Annotated in this window: 17 protein-coding genes; 7 read left to right on the top strand and 10 right to left on the bottom strand. The window is 62.6% G+C overall.

Annotated features, from left to right (window positions below; genetic code table 11):
- Nucleotides 1-236: 236 nt before the first annotated feature.
- From KHO22_RS08935 to KHO22_RS08920, 4 genes are all read right to left on the bottom strand, one after another.
- Nucleotides 237-1,418 (bottom strand): aromatic ring-hydroxylating oxygenase subunit alpha, encoded by a 1,182-nt coding sequence (locus KHO22_RS08935; RefSeq protein ID WP_230426800.1) that lies wholly within the window; start codon nucleotides 1,416-1,418, stop codon nucleotides 237-239.
- Between the two features lie 2 nt (nucleotides 1,419-1,420).
- On the bottom strand, nucleotides 1,421-2,311 hold the full coding sequence (locus KHO22_RS08930) for a fumarylacetoacetate hydrolase family protein (protein ID WP_211946755.1): 891 nt from the start codon (nucleotides 2,309-2,311) through the stop codon (nucleotides 1,421-1,423).
- A 190-nt stretch (nucleotides 2,312-2,501) separates the two neighbouring features.
- The gene (gene hglS / locus KHO22_RS08925) at nucleotides 2,502-3,926 is read right to left on the bottom strand and encodes a 2-oxoadipate dioxygenase/decarboxylase HglS (protein ID WP_211946754.1); all 1,425 of its coding nucleotides are present in this window, start codon (nucleotides 3,924-3,926) and stop codon (nucleotides 2,502-2,504) included.
- Between the two features lie 233 nt (nucleotides 3,927-4,159).
- Nucleotides 4,160-5,128: a PDR/VanB family oxidoreductase gene (locus tag KHO22_RS08920; RefSeq protein WP_211946753.1), complete on the bottom strand. Its 969-nt coding sequence runs from the start codon at nucleotides 5,126-5,128 to the stop codon at nucleotides 4,160-4,162.
- Between the two features lie 402 nt (nucleotides 5,129-5,530).
- Here KHO22_RS08920 and KHO22_RS08915 point away from each other — a divergent pair, with 402 nt between their 5' ends.
- Nucleotides 5,531-6,475 carry a histone deacetylase family protein gene (locus KHO22_RS08915; protein WP_211946752.1) on the top strand — a complete coding sequence of 315 codons (945 nt, stop codon included), beginning with the start codon at nucleotides 5,531-5,533 and terminating at the stop codon, nucleotides 6,473-6,475.
- A gap of 126 nt (nucleotides 6,476-6,601) precedes the next feature.
- Here the strand turns inward: KHO22_RS08915 and KHO22_RS08910 are convergent, their stop codons facing one another.
- The 4 genes from KHO22_RS08910 to KHO22_RS08895 are packed head-to-tail and all read right to left on the bottom strand — an operon-like array spanning nucleotide 6,602 to nucleotide 9,461.
- Nucleotides 6,602-7,588, bottom strand: coding sequence for an NADP-dependent oxidoreductase (locus tag KHO22_RS08910; RefSeq protein ID WP_211946751.1), 987 nt, complete (start codon nucleotides 7,586-7,588; stop codon nucleotides 6,602-6,604).
- A 16-nt stretch (nucleotides 7,589-7,604) separates the two neighbouring features.
- On the bottom strand, nucleotides 7,605-8,483 hold the full coding sequence (locus KHO22_RS08905; protein WP_211946750.1) for an SDR family NAD(P)-dependent oxidoreductase: 879 nt from the start codon (nucleotides 8,481-8,483) through the stop codon (nucleotides 7,605-7,607).
- Nucleotides 8,480-9,127 (bottom strand): Dabb family protein, encoded by a 648-nt coding sequence (locus KHO22_RS08900; RefSeq protein WP_211946749.1) that lies wholly within the window; start codon nucleotides 9,125-9,127, stop codon nucleotides 8,480-8,482. Before KHO22_RS08900 ends, KHO22_RS08905 begins: the two co-directional genes overlap by 4 nt.
- Nucleotides 9,117-9,461 (bottom strand): hypothetical protein, encoded by a 345-nt coding sequence (locus KHO22_RS08895; RefSeq protein ID WP_211946748.1) that lies wholly within the window; start codon nucleotides 9,459-9,461, stop codon nucleotides 9,117-9,119. Before KHO22_RS08895 ends, KHO22_RS08900 begins: the two co-directional genes overlap by 11 nt.
- A 300-nt stretch (nucleotides 9,462-9,761) precedes the next feature.
- On the opposite strand from KHO22_RS08895, the gene KHO22_RS08890 reads away from it, so the two are divergent.
- The gene (locus tag KHO22_RS08890; protein WP_211946856.1) at nucleotides 9,762-10,745 is read left to right on the top strand and encodes an AraC family transcriptional regulator; all 984 of its coding nucleotides are present in this window, start codon (nucleotides 9,762-9,764) and stop codon (nucleotides 10,743-10,745) included.
- Between the two features lie 20 nt (nucleotides 10,746-10,765).
- On the opposite strand, the gene KHO22_RS08885 is transcribed toward KHO22_RS08890, so the two are convergent.
- Together KHO22_RS08885 and KHO22_RS08880 are read right to left on the bottom strand one after the other, a co-directional pair.
- Nucleotides 10,766-11,365 (bottom strand): TMEM175 family protein, encoded by a 600-nt coding sequence (locus tag KHO22_RS08885; RefSeq protein WP_211946747.1) that lies wholly within the window; start codon nucleotides 11,363-11,365, stop codon nucleotides 10,766-10,768.
- An 8-nt stretch (nucleotides 11,366-11,373) separates the two neighbouring features.
- On the bottom strand, nucleotides 11,374-12,087 hold the full coding sequence (locus KHO22_RS08880) for a YoaK family protein (RefSeq protein ID WP_211946746.1): 714 nt from the start codon (nucleotides 12,085-12,087) through the stop codon (nucleotides 11,374-11,376).
- A gap of 595 nt (nucleotides 12,088-12,682) precedes the next feature.
- Here KHO22_RS08880 and KHO22_RS08875 point away from each other — a divergent pair.
- The 5 genes from KHO22_RS08875 (at nucleotide 12,683) to KHO22_RS08855 (ending at nucleotide 17,103) form a co-directional block, all read left to right on the top strand.
- Nucleotides 12,683-13,381: a hydrolase gene (locus KHO22_RS08875; RefSeq protein WP_211946745.1), complete on the top strand. Its 699-nt coding sequence runs from the start codon at nucleotides 12,683-12,685 to the stop codon at nucleotides 13,379-13,381.
- Nucleotides 13,382-13,563: 182 nt separating this feature from the next.
- Complete coding sequence (gene ada / locus KHO22_RS08870; protein WP_211946744.1) at nucleotides 13,564-14,640, top strand: bifunctional DNA-binding transcriptional regulator/O6-methylguanine-DNA methyltransferase Ada; 1,077 nt, start codon at nucleotides 13,564-13,566, stop codon at nucleotides 14,638-14,640.
- Nucleotides 14,641-14,653: 13 nt separating this feature from the next.
- Complete coding sequence (locus KHO22_RS08865; protein ID WP_211946855.1) at nucleotides 14,654-15,361, top strand: 2OG-Fe(II) oxygenase; 708 nt, start codon at nucleotides 14,654-14,656, stop codon at nucleotides 15,359-15,361.
- A gap of 138 nt (nucleotides 15,362-15,499) precedes the next feature.
- Nucleotides 15,500-15,769, top strand: a complete 270-nt coding sequence (locus KHO22_RS08860; protein WP_211946743.1) for a hypothetical protein — start codon at nucleotides 15,500-15,502, stop codon at nucleotides 15,767-15,769.
- Nucleotides 15,770-15,789: 20 nt separating this feature from the next.
- Nucleotides 15,790-17,103 (top strand): CitMHS family transporter, encoded by a 1,314-nt coding sequence (locus KHO22_RS08855; RefSeq protein WP_211946742.1) that lies wholly within the window; start codon nucleotides 15,790-15,792, stop codon nucleotides 17,101-17,103.
- Nucleotides 17,104-17,111: the final 8 nt, after the last annotated feature.

Below are 17,111 nucleotides of genomic sequence, written 5' to 3'. Positions count from 1 at the left end.
GTCGCCATTGCGGCCAGGGAGTAGCCGCCACACGCAGCGGCGAACGGAAGAGTACCCAAGGTCTTGAGCGCGTCTCTACGATTTGGCATTTGATGACTCGATGTCCGTTGCTTTAAAAAATCTGTGCGTGACGCCTTTCCGATCTATGTGACCCGAAGCGCGCAGGCTGCTCCTCCCTCGTTCGAGTCGCTCTTTCGCGTCGAATCCGGGAAAGGAGCAGCCTGGCTGGCAACGCCTTAGTTGGTCGCGTATGACATAAGGGTGGAGGGGTTCTCCAGCCGTTGCCAGACCTTGGGAGGCGTTCCATTACGAACCGCGTCCATTTCACGATTCAGGATCTGGCGCAGCATGGCAATGCCGCGGTCCGACGCACCAAGGATCTCGTTAGCGCGGTCGGCAATCGCGCCTTGTCCAACCAGGACAACATAGTCCTGTGCGCTAGTCAGACGCACCAGCGGGTCGTCAGGATAAATGCCGGCAAACAGTTCGTCGTGGAAGTCCGACGATTGATAGGATTCGCATTCGTCAAAATAGCGCTGGAGATCGCGATCCGCTTCCGGTGTCGTCGAAGGCGAGGCGCGTAGCGAAATACGCAACGTATGGGTATCGTCGATCGGCACCATGAAATTCACACTTTCAATCCACGGCTGCCCCTCCTTCACGGACGGCACCGAAACGTGGTTGCAGTATGGGAACGTCCAATCGCTGATCCGGGTCTGAAGCTTCCCCGATGTGAGCTTGCGTACCGCAGCCTGTCGAATGCCAGCCGAGGTCTCTTCGTAGCTGACTTCAGGCACATCGGCGGTCACGTATTCGCCGAACACGCCGACTCGTCCCATTTGATGCGCAAAGCTGACATGGACCGCATCGAGGGAGTTCTCCGAGTGCTGAAGCCAATTGCACGGCCAGATCTCCTGGCGCGAGTTGACAATGACACCGGCTTCCTCAAATTTCGGCTTGCGGAACAGGTCGAAGGCTGGCGGCTCCCCCTCCCCCATGTAAATGAAGACAAGGCCGCAATATTCGTGCACCGGATAAGCCGTAACCCGAATGTGACGCTCCGTGCCCGGACGCTCTGCCGGGCGCTCGGTGCACTGCCCTGCTCCATCATATTTCCAACCATGATACATACACCGGAGTTCATCGCCCTCCACCCAACCGGTGTGAAGCTTGGTGAGGCGGTGCGCACAACGGTTCAACATAACATAGGCACGTCCGCTTTGCCCGCGATAAAGCGCGAGATCCTCGCCGAGCACGCGGATTTCCCGAGCCTTTCCTGGCTCAACGCTGCGCGATAGCGCCACCGGATGCCAGAACTGACGGAGTACCTTGCCCATCGTGGTATCGGCTGACGTTTCCGAGAGTTGCCGCATCCTTTCGGCGAAGTCTTCACGGGCTTTGTTTCGTTGTTGATCCATGATTATGCAACCCCCACATTAAGAACATCCAAGCCACTGACTTCGAACGAAAGCTCGTCCCCGGCCTGCAGGAAACGACCACGCGCAAACCCGACTCCGGCCGGAGTACCGGTAGCGATAATGTCACCGGGCAAGAGAGTCATATAGGAGGACAGCGCAACGATGATTTCCTCTGTCGAAAATACCATCTCGTCCATACCCGCGTGCTGAACAATCTCCCCGTTAAGGCGCGTGGTAACCGTTAGCGTACGATCACGCAAGGCCTTGAGAACTTCAGGATCGCAGCTAATAGTCGGCCCAACTGCAGACGAATCGTCGTGCGACTTCCCCGCGGTCCAATCGGGCCAGAACGCCGTAGCCGGTTCCGTCTTGCCCAATGCCACCTTGCCCAGGTTACGGGCACTACCATCGTTCAATGCACATACCCCGGAGACAAAATCCAGCGCGTTTTCGAGCGTCGCATTCTTGCATGGCAGCCCGATAACGACGCCAACCTCTCCTTCGTAGTCAAACTTCGTCACCAGGTCTCGATTGGGAGCCATGCACTCGCCGGGGTCGACGAAGTTGGACGGGGCCTTGTAGAACATCAGAGGGCGAGACGGTGGCGCAGTCTTCGCTTCTGCGCCATGGGCGACATAATTGACTGCGATCGCAAACACACGAGCGGACGGATCAATTGGCGCCACCACACGTGCCTCAGCTGCCGGTACCCGGCGCAACGGCTGGCAAGCGGACACGCCTTTCGACAACACGCGTGCCAACGCATCCTCCTCCGAAACCACGTCGACATAATCACCACTCGGTTGGCCCACGACGATCCGACCATCAATCTCGTAGCGGCCAATTCTAAAGTTCTTCACGATCTGCTCCTCACTGTGATTATCTTTAACCAATTTTAGAATTCCTCGGCCACGTTATCGACCAGCAAAGAACTCCAAATGTCATGTTTGTTGCCTTCTGAACCGGCAGTTTTTTTGGCAGATGGACATGCTGTAGCCCGGAGCCCCTCGGAATGGGATCCTCATTCCATCCTTCTCAAACTGAATATGTGGGGCGTGAGGCCTTCCCAGCGCCCGACCATGTCTAGTCGGACAGACCGACGGAGATCAGAGCGTCCTGGCACTGCGCGATGCCAAGCGCGGCAAGTGCATTGGTCAGCGACTGCTGCTGCTCCGCTGCGTAGAGCGCGAACTCATCGCCGACCGTCGCGCCGAGCGCCTCCTCGAACGCTGCGCGGTTGGGCGATGCCTTGATCGCGTCACGGCCATCGGTGCCGAGATTCGACTGAAATATGCCCGCGGCGCTCACGGGGAGGAAGTCCTCATAGGTAATCGGTTCGGCCTTCAGCACGCCAGCGGCCACCAGCGCTTCAACGTCACCATCGGCGCCAGGTATCGCATCACACGGTCGGCTATCGCCGGCCGCGTAGCGGAAGTATGCAAGTCCCTGCTTGCGCATTGCGGCGTACGTGTCGGGGAAAGCCGTGAAGGCATGGCCGAGGGCATTGCGGTAGTCATCCGCATTGGAGCCATCGCCTGCCGGCTCTATCGTCGCTCGCACGTCCGCCAGAATCTGGTCGTAGAGCCGGCGGCCGTCTGGCGTCAAGGCTACGCCCCGCTGCTCGATCTCGCCAAAGCGTGCGGTGTGGGTGCCCGTCTCACCCGGGTCAGTCTCCTGGATAAAAGTGATCGGTTCACTCAGGGCCATAAAGCTGGTCTGGCGCAAGAGGATCGGGCAGTCACGCGCAGGCGGGCCTTCGATCACCGCCTTTGGCCGGATGCCGCGCGCGGGCATCCTTGCCTGTGCCGCGTCAATGTCCAGCGTGCGCGGCGTGAGGTGATTGATGTGCGGGCCGGGAAAGCACACGATGTCCGCGATCAGCGGATGGGCCTTGCGCAAGTCCTGGTACAGCTTCGCCGACACCGTCGACTTGCCGTGCCAGCGGAACGTCTCCAGGGCTTCGGCGATCAGCTGCTCGGCATCATCGGGGGTCAGGCCGCCCTGCTGTTCGCTGCGCTCGATCATGGCCACGCAGCGGGGAGTAAAAATAGAGCGCTTGCTCAATACCGAGGCAGCGGCACCTCGCAGATCGGCATCCTTGATCAGGTCCAGGCGCAGAAGGGAGGTGAATACCCGAAACGGATTCTCGGCGAGGCCCGCAGCGTCGATGGGGCGGAACGCTGTGGAGTGCACCGGCACGCCGGCTACCGCCAGGTCGTAGTAGCCGACAGGAAACATTGCCATCACGGCAAACAGGCGGCGAATCATTGCCAGTTCAGCCGGTGTACCGACGCGAATGGCGCTGTGTCGCTCCACTTCAATGCGGGATTCCCGCGTCGTGATGCCGGCGTCGCCGCCGGCGCGACTCTGTGACACATCGGCATTGATCTCGGCAACGAGATCTATCAGAGTGCCATACTGCGGGACCTCGGCCCGGTACATGTGGGACAAGGCGCGCGAGAACCGGGCGCGAATCTGGCTTGGCGAAGCGAATGCGGTTGACGTCATCTCAAGGTGCCAAAAAAATGCCGGAAAGGCTGGCGTTAGGAATCGGGGCGGCAGCGACGAGGTCGGCGGCCTCTCCCCTACAACCGGGGGAACCGGAAAGAGTTGATGCACTTTCGACATCAACTTCATTCCTTTACCTGCTGCTGTCTCTTGTCATGCCGAAGCGTCTTGATCGCGCTGCCGGAGCAGCCACTCGGACACGGCAAATCAAAACCTTGATTGCTCTTTAATATTTATAAATCCAAGATCAACTCTCTGGATTTTGAGCGAGAGCAGCAAATCATCATCGTATTGCCTGACTCACGTTCGGCGTCGGTGAGAACAAGATCCCGATGATCAGGCGTACCTGAAATGACGGGTGTTTCGCAAGCACGGCAAAGTCCACTCATGCAAGAGTATGGGACGTCAATGCCCGCAGCGAGCACGGCATCGAGAATGCTCGTTTTCTTGTCGACCTTGATTCTTTGGTTCGTGCGAGACAGCACGACCTCGACTTCTTCGTCGGTGGTGATTGCGGGATTTGCAGAGACGGGAGCAGCAAAGTATTCCCGATGGACCGTTCCGGGGTCTCGCCCCTGACACGCTTCGTCGAACGCCCTTAGCATTGGCGCTGGGCCGCAGGAGTACAAATGGGTCGCGCTCCCCTGGGATGCAACCAGGGAATCAATATCCAGCATTCGCTCCCGGACGCCACCGTCGAATGTCAGGTGAACGGCATTTCCTGTTTGCTCCGCGAGGTTCACAACCTGATCGACGAATGCGGCGTTGGCGCGCGCCCGAGCGGAATAATGGATCTCCCAGGAAGATCCTATTTGCGAGAGGCGCTGCACCATACACCAAATTGGCGTAATGCCAATTCCTCCTGCAATAAATACCGAATGACTCGCCGATTCATCGACCGGAAAGTGATTGCGAGGAGCCGATATCCTTATTTTTTGCCCGACCCGCAAATTGTTGTGGACAAAGATCGATCCCCCGCGGCTCGCCGCATCCATGGCGACGGCTACAGTGTAGCGATGGGACTCACCAGGCCTATTGGTCAGTGAATAGCTTCGAGTCAGTCCGTTTGGCAGCAAAAGGTCGATATGCGCGCCAGCTGTGACAATGGGCCAATCGGCGATGTCACAGGGCCGCAGTTCGATGCCAATCACGCCATCGGAGAGCCATTCGATAGCGTGAACACGTGCGTCCAAAAAGTTCATGGTGTCTCCAGAGTTCGTCGAGCCAATCCTCCGGTAGTACACCGGCAGCGATTCATAGCCTGTACGACCGATTCTCGAACGATTGGAAAACACCCTCAAGCGCAGGGAAGGCGGAACTGTCCGCAAAGTTTCAGTCGCCGTGCACGGCTCGAAAAGTCCGCAATTCCAGGGCATCCGGCCAGCGCCACCGCCCGAAGGGGCTCCATCGAAAAGATAACTGTAAAGCACAAAATGCACGACCGTGCCGGGCTGACGCTGCACTCCTCAAAAAAACGGCTGGATAGTTGGTGTCCGCACTCTACTGATATATTACATATCTGATGGGATTGCCGTGACGATCGACGTAGGCCACCGGTGTGCGATTCAGGGAGCGTCGCCGGTTGAAACCGAGTACAGCCGAACATGACAACTACGATTATTTATACCCACACCGCGTGTCTCGAACACCGCCCCGGGCCGCACCATCCGGAGTCGCCCGAACGCCTGAGAGCCGTCGTGCAGGCGTTGCGAACGCCGGCGTTCGCTTCGCTGGAATGGCGCGATGCGCCAATGGGCACCGTCGAGCAGTTGCGATTGATCCACGATTCGCACTACATCGACGAGATCGTGCAAAGCGCCCCCACCCAGGGATACGTGCCGCTGGACGCGGGCGATACGATCATGTCGCCGGGCTCGTGGGAAGCCGTCATGCGCTGCGTCGGCGCTGCTTGCGCGGGTGTCGATGCGGTGATGGACGGCCAGGCGCGTAACGTGTTCTGCGCGACGCGGCCGTGCGGCCATCACGCTGAACCGGCGAAGGCGATGGGCTTTTGCATTTTCAACCAGGCGGCGATCGCGGCAGCCTACGCCTATGAGGTCCACAAACTCGAGCGCGTCGCTGTGGTCGATTTCGATGTGCATCACGGCAACGGAACGCAGGCAGCATTCTTCGACCGCCCGGAGCTGTTCTATGCATCCAGCCACCAGTCGCCTTTCTATCCCGGTACTGGAGCCCGGTCCGAGACAGGGGTGAACCACAATATTGTCAACGTTCCGTTGCCTCGCGGCTGTGAGCCGGCACAGTTCCGTGCCGCGATTTCCGCCCTCGTGCTTCCCTCGCTAAGGGCGTTCGCCCCTGAAATCCTCATTGTCTCCGCGGGATTCGACGCGCACCGGCTGGATCCCCTCGCTGGCATGAACCTGGAGGACAGCGACTTCCACTGGATCACCAGGGAACTGATGCAGATTGCCGACGAGACGTGCGACGGCCGCATCGTCTCGATTCTGGAAGGCGGCTATAGCCTTGACGCATTGGCCACGAGTTCGATGGCTCATGTCAGCGCTCTGATGCAGTTCGATGCCGAGTGAACAGACGGCGGCGCGACCGCGTTCAGCGCGCGCTCGCGGCTCCGACGATACGGGCGGTCACGAGGATGGATTCTTGCGGAAACTGACGTCCCGTCGGCTGACGGGCCGAACGGCGTTCGCCCGCGATCAGAAGTCCCGTGGCTCGGTGATACGCAGTACCAGCTTGCTTGCCGCCTGGCCCGACTGGACCAGATCGAGCGCGCGTCCGGCTTCTTCCAGTGGCAGGCATTCAATGCGAGGCGGTCGCACTCGCCCGGCTCCGAGCAGGGCTGCGATCTCGCGCAGCCGCGTGCCGCTGGGCATCTTGCTGAACGCCAGGGCGGCCCGGACGCCGCGTCGGGCGGCCTCGGCAGGATCGGGACCGTAGTCACCGCTGACCAGCGTCAGGATGGCCACCAGGATGCCGCCGGACTTGAGAAGGTCCATGCCCTCCGGCAAGGTGCCACCTCCGACGGCGTCCAGTACCAGATCGGCGCCGGCCGGCGCCCATGCCCGCATGGCGGCTGCGATCTCACCGCCCCGGTAGTCGATCGCCTGCTCGCAGCCGAGCGCCATCAGTTCGTCGCGGCGCGCTGCACTGCAGGTGGCGGCCACGGTTGCACCGGTCGCGTTTGCCAGTTGAACAGCAAAGGTGCCGACCGCTCCTGCGCCGCCATGGACGAGCACGGTCTGCCCCGACCTGAGTCCGCCTTCGTCGAACAGCCCCGTCCAGGCGGCCAGCGCCGGGGTCGGGACTGCCGCGGCGTCTGCGAATCCCAGGTTGTCCGGCATGGGCACCACGGAATCCTGGCTGACGGCAACATACTCGGCATAGGACCCCCATTTGCCTGCGCCGACCTCGGTTTGCGCGAACACGCGCTCCCCCGGGGCGAAGCCCTGTACGCCGGAGCCCACCGCTGCCACGACACCGCTCACATCGAAGCCGATCACGAACGGGAAGCTGTATTGCATGAAGTGGCTCAGATAGCCTTCCCGACATTTCCAGTCCGCTGGATTCACCCCGGCACAGGCCACGCGGATCAGGACTTCGCCGGCGGCGGGTTCGGGCACGGGAACGTCCGCGATCCTGAGTACATCGGGTCCGCCTGTACGGTCAATAACGACTGCGCGCATGCGCTTTTCCATGGGCTCAACCTCCGCACAGGCCAGACTGGTTCAACGCCGGATGCGCCCATGCCGGGACAACGGGCGGCGGCAGATCGCCCTGCCCGTCAAGCGTACGGACGTCCAGTCCGTGCGCGAGGGGGAAGTGCAGGCTGTGGGCGATGTAGCCGGTGCGCTCGCGAGCCGGAACGCTGCATAGCGCGAGCGCCGTTTCCACCAGGTACTCCACTGGTTCGGTCGGATAGCCTTCCGGTATATAGCGCTCGCTTCCCGGCGTACGAATCGCTGTGCTTGGCGCCACGGAATTCACCGCGATACCATCGGCCTCCAGTTCCGCTGCGAGTCCCTCGGTGAATCGGTTGATGGCGGCCTTGACCGCGGCGTAGGCCGTCGCCCCGCCCGCGTGGTCGAAGTCGTTATAGGGGCGTGAAGGAGACAGTGCGGTGACGGATCCCAGGTTCAGGATCCATCCCGCGCCGCGTGCGCGCATCCACGGGATCGCTGCCCGGCTGAGCACAAAGGGCACACGCAGGTAGTGCTCGATCGTTCTGTCGAAGACTTCCAGCGGCATCGATTCGATGCGGCTGTATTCCGCCATGCCGGCATTGTTGACCAGGATGTCGAGACCACCCGCTGCTTCTGCGGCCTGCGGCACAAGTTGCTCTCGCTGCGCCGGATCCTCCAGGTCCGCCGCCAGCGCCATGGCACGCCCCCCGTGCTGCCGGATCAGGGCAACCGTCTCGGCCAGCGTGCCGGGTTCGTCTTCGGACCGGCCAAGGTGCCGCGCCGTGGCAACCACCACAGCGCCCTCCGCCGCGAAGCGCTGTGCGATGGCGCGGCCGATGCCGCGGCTGGCGCCGGTGACCAGCGCAATCTTTCCTGTCAGTTTCCCGTATCCGGTCATGGCGCGTATTCCTCTCTGTTGGTGTGGTTGGCAATCAGGCTCGTCGCGAACGGACAGAACGCATGGGAGATCGCATCGACCGTCCATTCGGGAAACTCGGGGTCGAACCATCGGTCGACCCGGCCCCAGTGGAAGGGGTGCATCAGGTACTCGCCCAGCAGGTCGTCCACGCTGGCGAACTCCTGCTGCCAGACATGGGTCCACGCGCCGGGCGACACGACGCGGGCAAGCCGCCAGTTGAGAATGCCGGGCATGTAGTCCGGCATTCTCAACAGGTCCCGCTCCAGGCCGCGGACCTGCCAGTCGGGCGCCTCGGGCCGGACGCGGAACATCAGCGTGCGGCAGATCCCGTGGCGAAGCAGCGGGGCACGCAGTCCGTACGAGATCGGACGGTATGTAACGCTATCCACCTCTGCCATGCCGTTCACAGCGGCCGCGAGGTCAGGTGATTCGGGCGCGGCCGGGTCGAATTGCAGGTCGAGCGTGCAGTCGCCCGCTCCCCAGCTTCCCGTCAGATTCCGGCCAATCGCCACCTGGCGGATGCCTGGCAGGTCTCTAACCCGGGCAAGGAGTACTTGTTCCTGTGTGTCCGCCCCCGCAGGGGTGCCAGGGCGGAATCGGATCTGTGCCGTCTCAAACCGCATCGCGAAGCTCCTTGCGCTGAGGTAACGCCGGTGTCGCATCGGTCATCACATGGCGCCGCCTGATTTCACACAACGTATCGACCTCCGACCAGAACGCGATGACCGGAGCTTCGATGCCGGCGCGCATGGCGTAGTACGCTGGCGCATCCGCCACTTGCCACAGCAGCCAGAGCGTATTGGGCGCGTCGTCCAGCGCCACGGGCGGCGAAGCCCAGCGCTGCAGAAGCGTGAGGCCCCTTGGGCCGCTACCGGGAAGGTAGTGGCTTTCCAGCAAGCCAAGCACGGCGGGCAGGTGTCGTGGGGCGAGCACGATTTCATCGAGTATGTGGATCATCTTTGAATCTCGCGCGACGCAAGCCGTGCGCGGCAGGGCTGCGATGCGGGAATCCCGGATCTCCGGGAGGGGAAAGCGGTCATGGTTTTTCCCGTATAGGCAGGTGGATCAATGCATGGCAACCTCCGTGGCCCAGGCCGTACGCAGGTTTTCTGCGCGGGTGGAAGTGCCGGGATCATTATGGGAGGCCTGGCCGCCACGGATCCCTACCCTGCCGATCAACCATCGCTACCGAAGCAATCAGGACGACCATCCATGAATGCCAACTTGCCGGGAAATCCCGGTCCAGTCCCGCAAGGCATGGTGCAGCGCTTGCTTGAGGAACTGAAGCGGCAAGGCGTCGAGGTACCGCCTGAGACCGGCGCTCCCGGGCATGCGCGGCCGGCGCAGTTCACCGCGCTCTATCGTGCTTCGATCGAGCGGCTGGAAGCCCTGGTCGCGAAAGGCAACGGCCACCCTCCAATGCGCAAGCAGGAGGTGGACTTGTTGTGTCGTTGCGTCTTGAGTTGCCAGACGCTCAGGGAGGCGATCTGCTGCGCGGCCGATTTCTGCGCGATGCTGTATCCGCGTGCCGGCGCGCTCAGCCTCGGGCAACGCGCAGGCCAGGCGGTCTTCCGCATGGATTCACTGCGACGCGCGAAAAGCTCTGCAGCTTGCCTGGTGGACCTGACAGGGCTCTTCTTCTACATGCTGCTGTTCGGTTGGCTGATCGGCCAGCCGGTGCGTCCGACCCATGTCTACCTGGCGCATCCCCGGCGCGAGGATGCCTTGCCTTTCCTGGGCTTGTTCCATGCCACCGTGACGTCCGGCGCGCAGACCTACGGATTCGAATTCGATGAGGCCTTGCTGGACCGTCCGGTCATGCGCCAGGCAGCGGAACTCGATACCTTCCTGGAAGACTTTCCTTACCGGCTGATCGGTGCGCCGGTCGAGGTCGTATCACTGAGCCAGCAGGTGCGCGGCATACTGCATGCAGCGCTGGTGCATGGCGCGCGGCTGCCGACTCTGGCTGAGCTGGCCGTACGATTTGACGTGAGCGAGCCGACCATGCGTCGCCGTCTCGCGGCCGACGGCAGCAGCTACCGGGTGCTGCGCGAACACAGCCTGCAGGAGTATGCCGAGCAATGCCTGTGTGCGACGAACTGGTCGGTAGGAAGAATCGCCGAGCAGCTTGGCTTTGCCAGCGAGGAAGCATTTCGCCGGGCGTTTCAGCGCTGGACAGGCCATGCACCAACCCGGTTCAGGCGCGAAAGCAGAAGTGAGGCGCTGAAAACCGGCCAGTAACAAGGTAGTTTGGCACCACCCTACGAATCCTTGCCTTCCTGCCCCAGTAGATACCTTTCGATTCGCGAATCAGGAAAAAACCAGAATGCAGCCATCGCAATCAGAATGAACGTTGCGGCGATAGTGCTGTAGAAACTGACCATGATCGCCAGTGCGTACACGACAAGCGATACCCTCCCCTTCAGATCCTTGCCAATCGCACGTGCGAGCGAGGAGCCCTTTCCCTCCGATGCGATGATGAGCCGCTGCAATATCCAATAGGAGATGGCGCACATGAACAGCACAAAGGCATACAACGCAGTCGGGACCTCCGAGAATTCTGACTTTCCGGTCCAGGTGGTGGTGATGGGAATCATCGTCAACCAGAACAGCAGATTGAGATTTGCCCACATGATCTTTCCATTGATGCCGCGCACCATCTGGAACAGGTGATGGTGGTTGTTCCAGTAGATTCCGACGTAAATGAAGCTGAGCACATATCCGAAGAATTGACGCGCCTCTGCTCGTACGCCATCCCAGTTGAATTCGGCGGGAAGCTGAATCTGATAGAGCATCAGCGTCAGGCTCACCGCAATGACCCCGTCACTGAAGGATTCCAGTCGGCTTTTGTTGATGGTCATGGCCTCCCTCAGATGAACTGTTTGCGGAAGGACAGACTGGCCAGATACAGAATCACCAGCGTGAAAGGCAACACGCTCCAGAATCCGATACGCATGTAAAGCACGGCGCCAAGAAACGCGCCCGCAACGAACCCGACGACGATGCTCCCGCTTTTCAGCACGGCCACCCCGTGCTCACGGCCGGGCGTGCGCATGAAACTGGATAGATCGATGCCGAACTGAGTGGTATTCCCCGTCATCATGGTGCTGGGGCTGATGTGCTTGATCAGGGTCTTGCTCGCCGTATTGCGGATTGCCAGGGCCATCAGACCCAGGCCGCCCGTCAGCGCCAGTTCGCCCGCACCGGGATCGGAAAACGGATCGAAGTAGAGGCCCGTCAGCATGAAGCCCGACAGGAACACCGCCTCCGCCACGAACATCCAACCCAGGGTCTTGTGGGACTGGCTGCAGCGGTCAATCCATATCTTGGCAAGCATCACCGTGACGATAAATAGCGGAATGGCCCCGAGCTTCACCCACAGGCCCGCGCCTCCTTTCACGAAAGCCGCGCCGGCCAGCACCAGGTTGCCAGTCACATGGGCGGTAAAGAAGCCGAGCAACGCGATGAAGCCTATGGTGTCGATGGCCCCACCCACGATGGTGAGCAGCACTGCCGTGCGGCATTGCGCCCACAAGCTGGTAGCCGGGTTGTCGTGAGGCTGCGAATCGATGATGAGCGCCATGTCGTTTAGATCCTCCGAACGGCATTGACTGGTTCGGGCAACGGTGGTTTGGACATGGGGAGTTCTCCTGTTCGTTCGGGACTGCGATCTGGTTGCAAACCGGGAATCTGCACCGCACGCTCGTTCGATCGTGTTGAGGTTGTTCCGCGGCGCTATTCTGCCACCTGTATGCAATAGCCGGGGAGTATCGGGATTCATCGAGCGGACACGTCGAAGTGCGGCCAGGGATGCGACTGCGTATCCGCCGGACCCGCGCGTTGATACAAGGCCGATCGGCGCTTCCATCCGGCGAACCGTGGGATCGGTCCTCGCTGCGGCGTCCTGGTCCGCCGTGGTGGCAGCCCAGGCCGCAGTTCCGCAATAGGTCGTCGCTGCCGTACGTCAGCCCCCCGATCGGGCACGGTTATCTCGCCCGTCTGACCGGCAAATCGTCCGGCGCCTGAATGTTCATTTATTTTGAACAACTATTACAGCGAAAGCCCCGTTTCGGATCACATCTCGTCGCTATAGTTCTCCACATGGCGACGCGACAACAACACGCCGCCTAGCGTGAAACTTCAAACCAATTGAATTCATTCCTGAACGGAGAGCCCCCATGTCGAACGCCAAGCTGCAAGTCCTGACCCCGCGCAACAGCCAGCTCATCATCATCGACCACCAGCCGCAAATGGCGTTCGGCGTGCAGTCGATGGACCGCCAGACCATGAAGAACAATGTCGTCGGACTGGCCAAGGCAGCGAAGATCTTCGACGTGCCGACCACGATCACCACCGTGGAAAGCGATTCGTTCTCCGGCTATACCTACCCCGAACTGCTCGACGTGTTTCCCGGCAAGGAAACGCTGGAACGGACCTCGATGAATTCCTGGGATGACCAGAAGGTGCGCGACGCGCTGGCGGCCAACGGGCGCAAGAAGATCGTGGTAGCCGGCCTGTGGACCGAAGTCTGCAACACGACCTTTGCGCTCAGCGCGATGCTGGAAGGCGACTACGAGATCTACATGGTGGCCGACGCGTCCGGCGGCACCACCAAGGAAGCGCACGACTACGCGATGCAACGCATGATCCAGGCCGGCGTGGTACCCGTGACCTGGCAGCAGGTGATGCTCGAATGGCAGCGCGACTGGAAGAACCGCGAAACGTATGACGCCGTGACGGGCCTCGCCAAGGAACACTCCGGCGCCTACGGGATGGGCATCGACTATGCCTATACGATGGTGCACAAGGCGGCACAACGGACCGCGACAACGCACGCCTCGATCGCACCGGTCCACGCGCCCGTGATCGAGCACTGAGCGTCCTTCGGCGCAGCTTGCCCGGCAACGCCGGAAGGGGCTTCACGGCCCCTTCCGGCGTTGCGCGGTGCCGCCCTGCCATCAAGGTTGCCATGACGGAATTTGCCCGCAAGAATCGGAGTTCTTGCGGGCAAATTCCGGCCTATTCTGGCACCGTGATCGACAAACCCCAGGCAAGCATCATGAACACGAAGGCCACCCACAACCCCGCGTACGCGACCGACGCATTGCGCTGGCAGGCGGTACAGGCCCGCGACGCCGGCGCCGACGCGCACTTCGTCTACGCGGTGCGCACGACCGGCGTGTACTGCCGCCCGAGCGCCTCGGCACGGTTGCCGAAGCGCGAGAACGTCGAGTTCTTCGATAGCGCCGCGGCCGCCGAGGCGGCGGGATACCGCGCCAGCCGCCGCGCCCGCGCGGACCGGACCAGCGCCGCCGCCGGGCGCGCCGCGCTGGTGGCAGAGGTCTGCCGCCTGATCGAGGCTTGCGACACTATCCCCAGCCTCGAGGCACTGGCCACCCGGGCAGGCTTGAGCCCGTTCCACCTGCATCGCGTATTCAAGGCCGAGACCGGCCTGACGCCCAAGGCCTACGCGTCGGCCTATCGCGCGCGCCGGCTGCGGACCGTGCTGGCCACGCCCGATACCTCCGTGACCGAGGCGATCTACGATGCCGGCTTCAACTCCAACAGCCGGTTCTACGAGACCTCCGACCAGTTGCTGGGCATGCGCGCGCGTGACTACCGCGACGGCGGCACGGGTGCGGTGATCCGCTTCGCGGTCGGGCAGTGCGCGCTGGGCGCCATCCTGGTCGCGCAAAGCCAGCGCGGCATCTGCGCAATCCTGTTGAATGACGATCCGGACACGCTCGTGCGCGAGCTGCAGGACCAGTTCCCCAACGCTCAGCTGATCGGCGGCGATGCCGGGTTCGAGCAGCTGGTCGCGCAGGTGGTCGGCTTCGTCGAGGCGCCTTCGATCGGGCTTAACCTGCCGCTGGACGTACGCGGCACCGCCTTCCAGGAACGGGTCTGGCAGGCCTTGCGCGAGATCCCGCCCGGCAAGACCGTGAGCTATGCGGAAATCGCCGAACGCATCGGCGCGCCCCGGGCAACGCGCGCGGTCGCGCAGGCCTGCGGCGCGAACCACATCGCTGTCGCCATTCCCTGCCATCGCGTGGTCCGCCGTGATGGCGACATCTCCGGCTATCGCTGGGGCGTGGACCGCAAGCGGGAGCTTTTGCGGCGTGAAGCCGAGGCTTGATCGCGACCACGCCATGTCGTCATCCGTCACGATGTTCGACCGGCTGGACTGGCCGGACATCGCCGCACAGCTCGATCTGCAGGGGTACGCCGTGCTCTCCGGCCTGCTCACACCGGAACAGGCCCGCCACGCCGCGCAGCTGCCCGCCTTGCGCGGCGTGTCGCTGGCCCGCGCCGGGCTCGGGCGCGGCGAACTGCTGGGCTTCGGCGATGCGCTGCCGGCACCGTGGGATGTCTGGCGCGTGGCGCTGTATCGCAGGCTGGCACCCATCGCAAACCACTGGAACGCGCGGCTCGATGCCGGGCTCGATGCCGGATACCGCTACCCTGCCGAACTGGACGTATTTCTTCAGCACAACCGGCAGGCGGGACAGGTACGGCCACAATCCCATCTGACGCGCCTTCGAACCGGCGACTATATCGCCCTGCATCAGCGCAGCGATGGCAAGCACGTGTTCCCGCTGCAGGTCATCGCGCTGCTGAGCGAACCGGGCGTCGACTTCCTGGGCGGCGAGTTCGTGATGACCGAGCAGCGGCCGCGCATGCAGTCGCGGCCGATGGTGTTGCCGCTGGCGCTTGGCGATCTGGCGATCATCGGCACCGCCCAGCGCCCTTTCAGGGGGGCCAGGGGCGACTATCGCGTCAATCTTCGACATGCGATCAGCCGTGTCCGCGACGGGGAGCGCATCGGCGTCGAGCTGTCGTTCCACGACGATCCATAACGCCGGCAGCCGGCCACGCAGAGCCAACCTATCCGTAGTTACCCTAGGTATCCGTGACGGCGAAATGACAGCTTGAGTCTCTAGCATCCCCCCTCCAGCCATTCGGGCGGGCACCGCTTTGTCAAGGAGACACCTGTCATGCAGATCGCCAGCATGCTTCACGAATCACAGCGAATCGCGTTCGCAGGCCTTCCCGCGGCGGCAGCCACCGGGCCGTTGGCCGGTGCGCAAGAGAACCAAAGGCAATGCCACGCACGCCTCTCGCGCAACATATACTGCCTCAGTATCGACACAGTGATCGCGGCGTCGCAGCCGGCGATGCTGTGGACGCCATTGGCAGCCAGCCAGGCCGGCGAGCGCAAGCTGAATACGCGCGCGGCGGCGTCGGCCTGCCGGTTCGTAGCGTGAGCACCGCCGGAGGTTCGACCATGCTGACCGCCATCGCCTATACGATGATCATCGTCTTCATGGCGCTGATCATGACCAAGCGCCTGTCGGCGATGGTTGCCCTGATCCTGGTGCCGATCGTCTTCGGGCTGCTGGCGGGCTTCGGCATCGAGCTGGGCCCGATGATGCTGGAAGGCATCAAGAAGCTGGCACCCACCGGCGTCATGCTGATGTTCGCGATCCTGTATTTCGGGATCATGATCGATGCCGGCCTGTTCGACCCCGCGGTGCGCGTCATCCTCAGGCTGGTCGGCAACGACCCGACCCGGATCGTGATCGGCACCTTCGTGCTGGCGACCGTGGTCTCGCTCGACGGCGACGGCTCGACCACCTACATGATCACCTGCGCCGCGATGCTGCCGCTGTACAAGCGCCTGGGCCTGAGCCGCCTGGTGCTGGCCTGCGTCATCATGATGGCCGGGGGGCTCATGAACGTCCTGCCATGGGGCGGCCCGACGGCGCGCGCGGCCAGTTCGCTCGGCGTGGACGTGGGCCAGCTGTTCGTGCCGATGATCCTGCCGATGATCGTCACCGGCATGTGGGGCATCTTCGTCGCGGGCCTGCTGGGGCGCCGCGAGAAGAAGCGGCTCGGGGCACTTGTGCTGCAGCAGGCCGGGACGCCGGCCGACAGTGCTCCGGCGGTCACCGCCGGCAACCCGGCCACCGCGCGGCCCCGGCTGCTGTGGTTCAACTTCGCGCTGACGGTGGCCCTGATGGCGCTGCTGATCCACGGTGCGATCCCGCTGCAGGTACTGTTCATGGTGGCGTCGGCGATCGCGCTGATGGTCAACTATCCGAACATGCAGGACCAGAAGGAGCGGATCGCCGAGCATGCCGGCAATATCGTGCCGGTGGTCTCGCTGATCTTCGCCGCCGGCATCTTCGTGGGCATCCTGTCGGGCACGAAGATGGTGGATGCCATCGCCGCCAGCGTGATTGCCGGCCTGCCCAACTGGCTGGAGCCGTACCTCGCGGTCGTGACGGCGGTGCTGAGCGTGCCGTTCACGTTCTTCATCTCCAACGACGCCTTCTACTTCGGCATCCTGCCGATCCTCGCCAAGGCCGGCGCCGTGCATGGCATTACCGCGGCGGAGCTCGGGCGCGCTTCGCTGATCGGGCAGCAGGTCCACCTGCTCAGCCCGCTGGTGGCGTCGACCTACCTGCTGGTCGGCCTGGCCGAGGTCGAGTTCGGCGACCATCAACGCTTTACGCTGCTGTGGGCACTTTCGGCGGCGGTGGTGATGCTGGCCGCGTGCATCATTTTCGGCGTCATCCCGGTCATGGGCCGGACCTGAGGCATTGC

Origin of the sequence: Cupriavidus yeoncheonensis (assembly GCF_905397275.1) — a bacterium.
GTDB classification, from domain to species: domain Bacteria; phylum Pseudomonadota; class Gammaproteobacteria; order Burkholderiales; family Burkholderiaceae; genus Cupriavidus; species Cupriavidus yeoncheonensis.
This window is presented reverse-complemented; position numbering and strand designations above follow the sequence as displayed.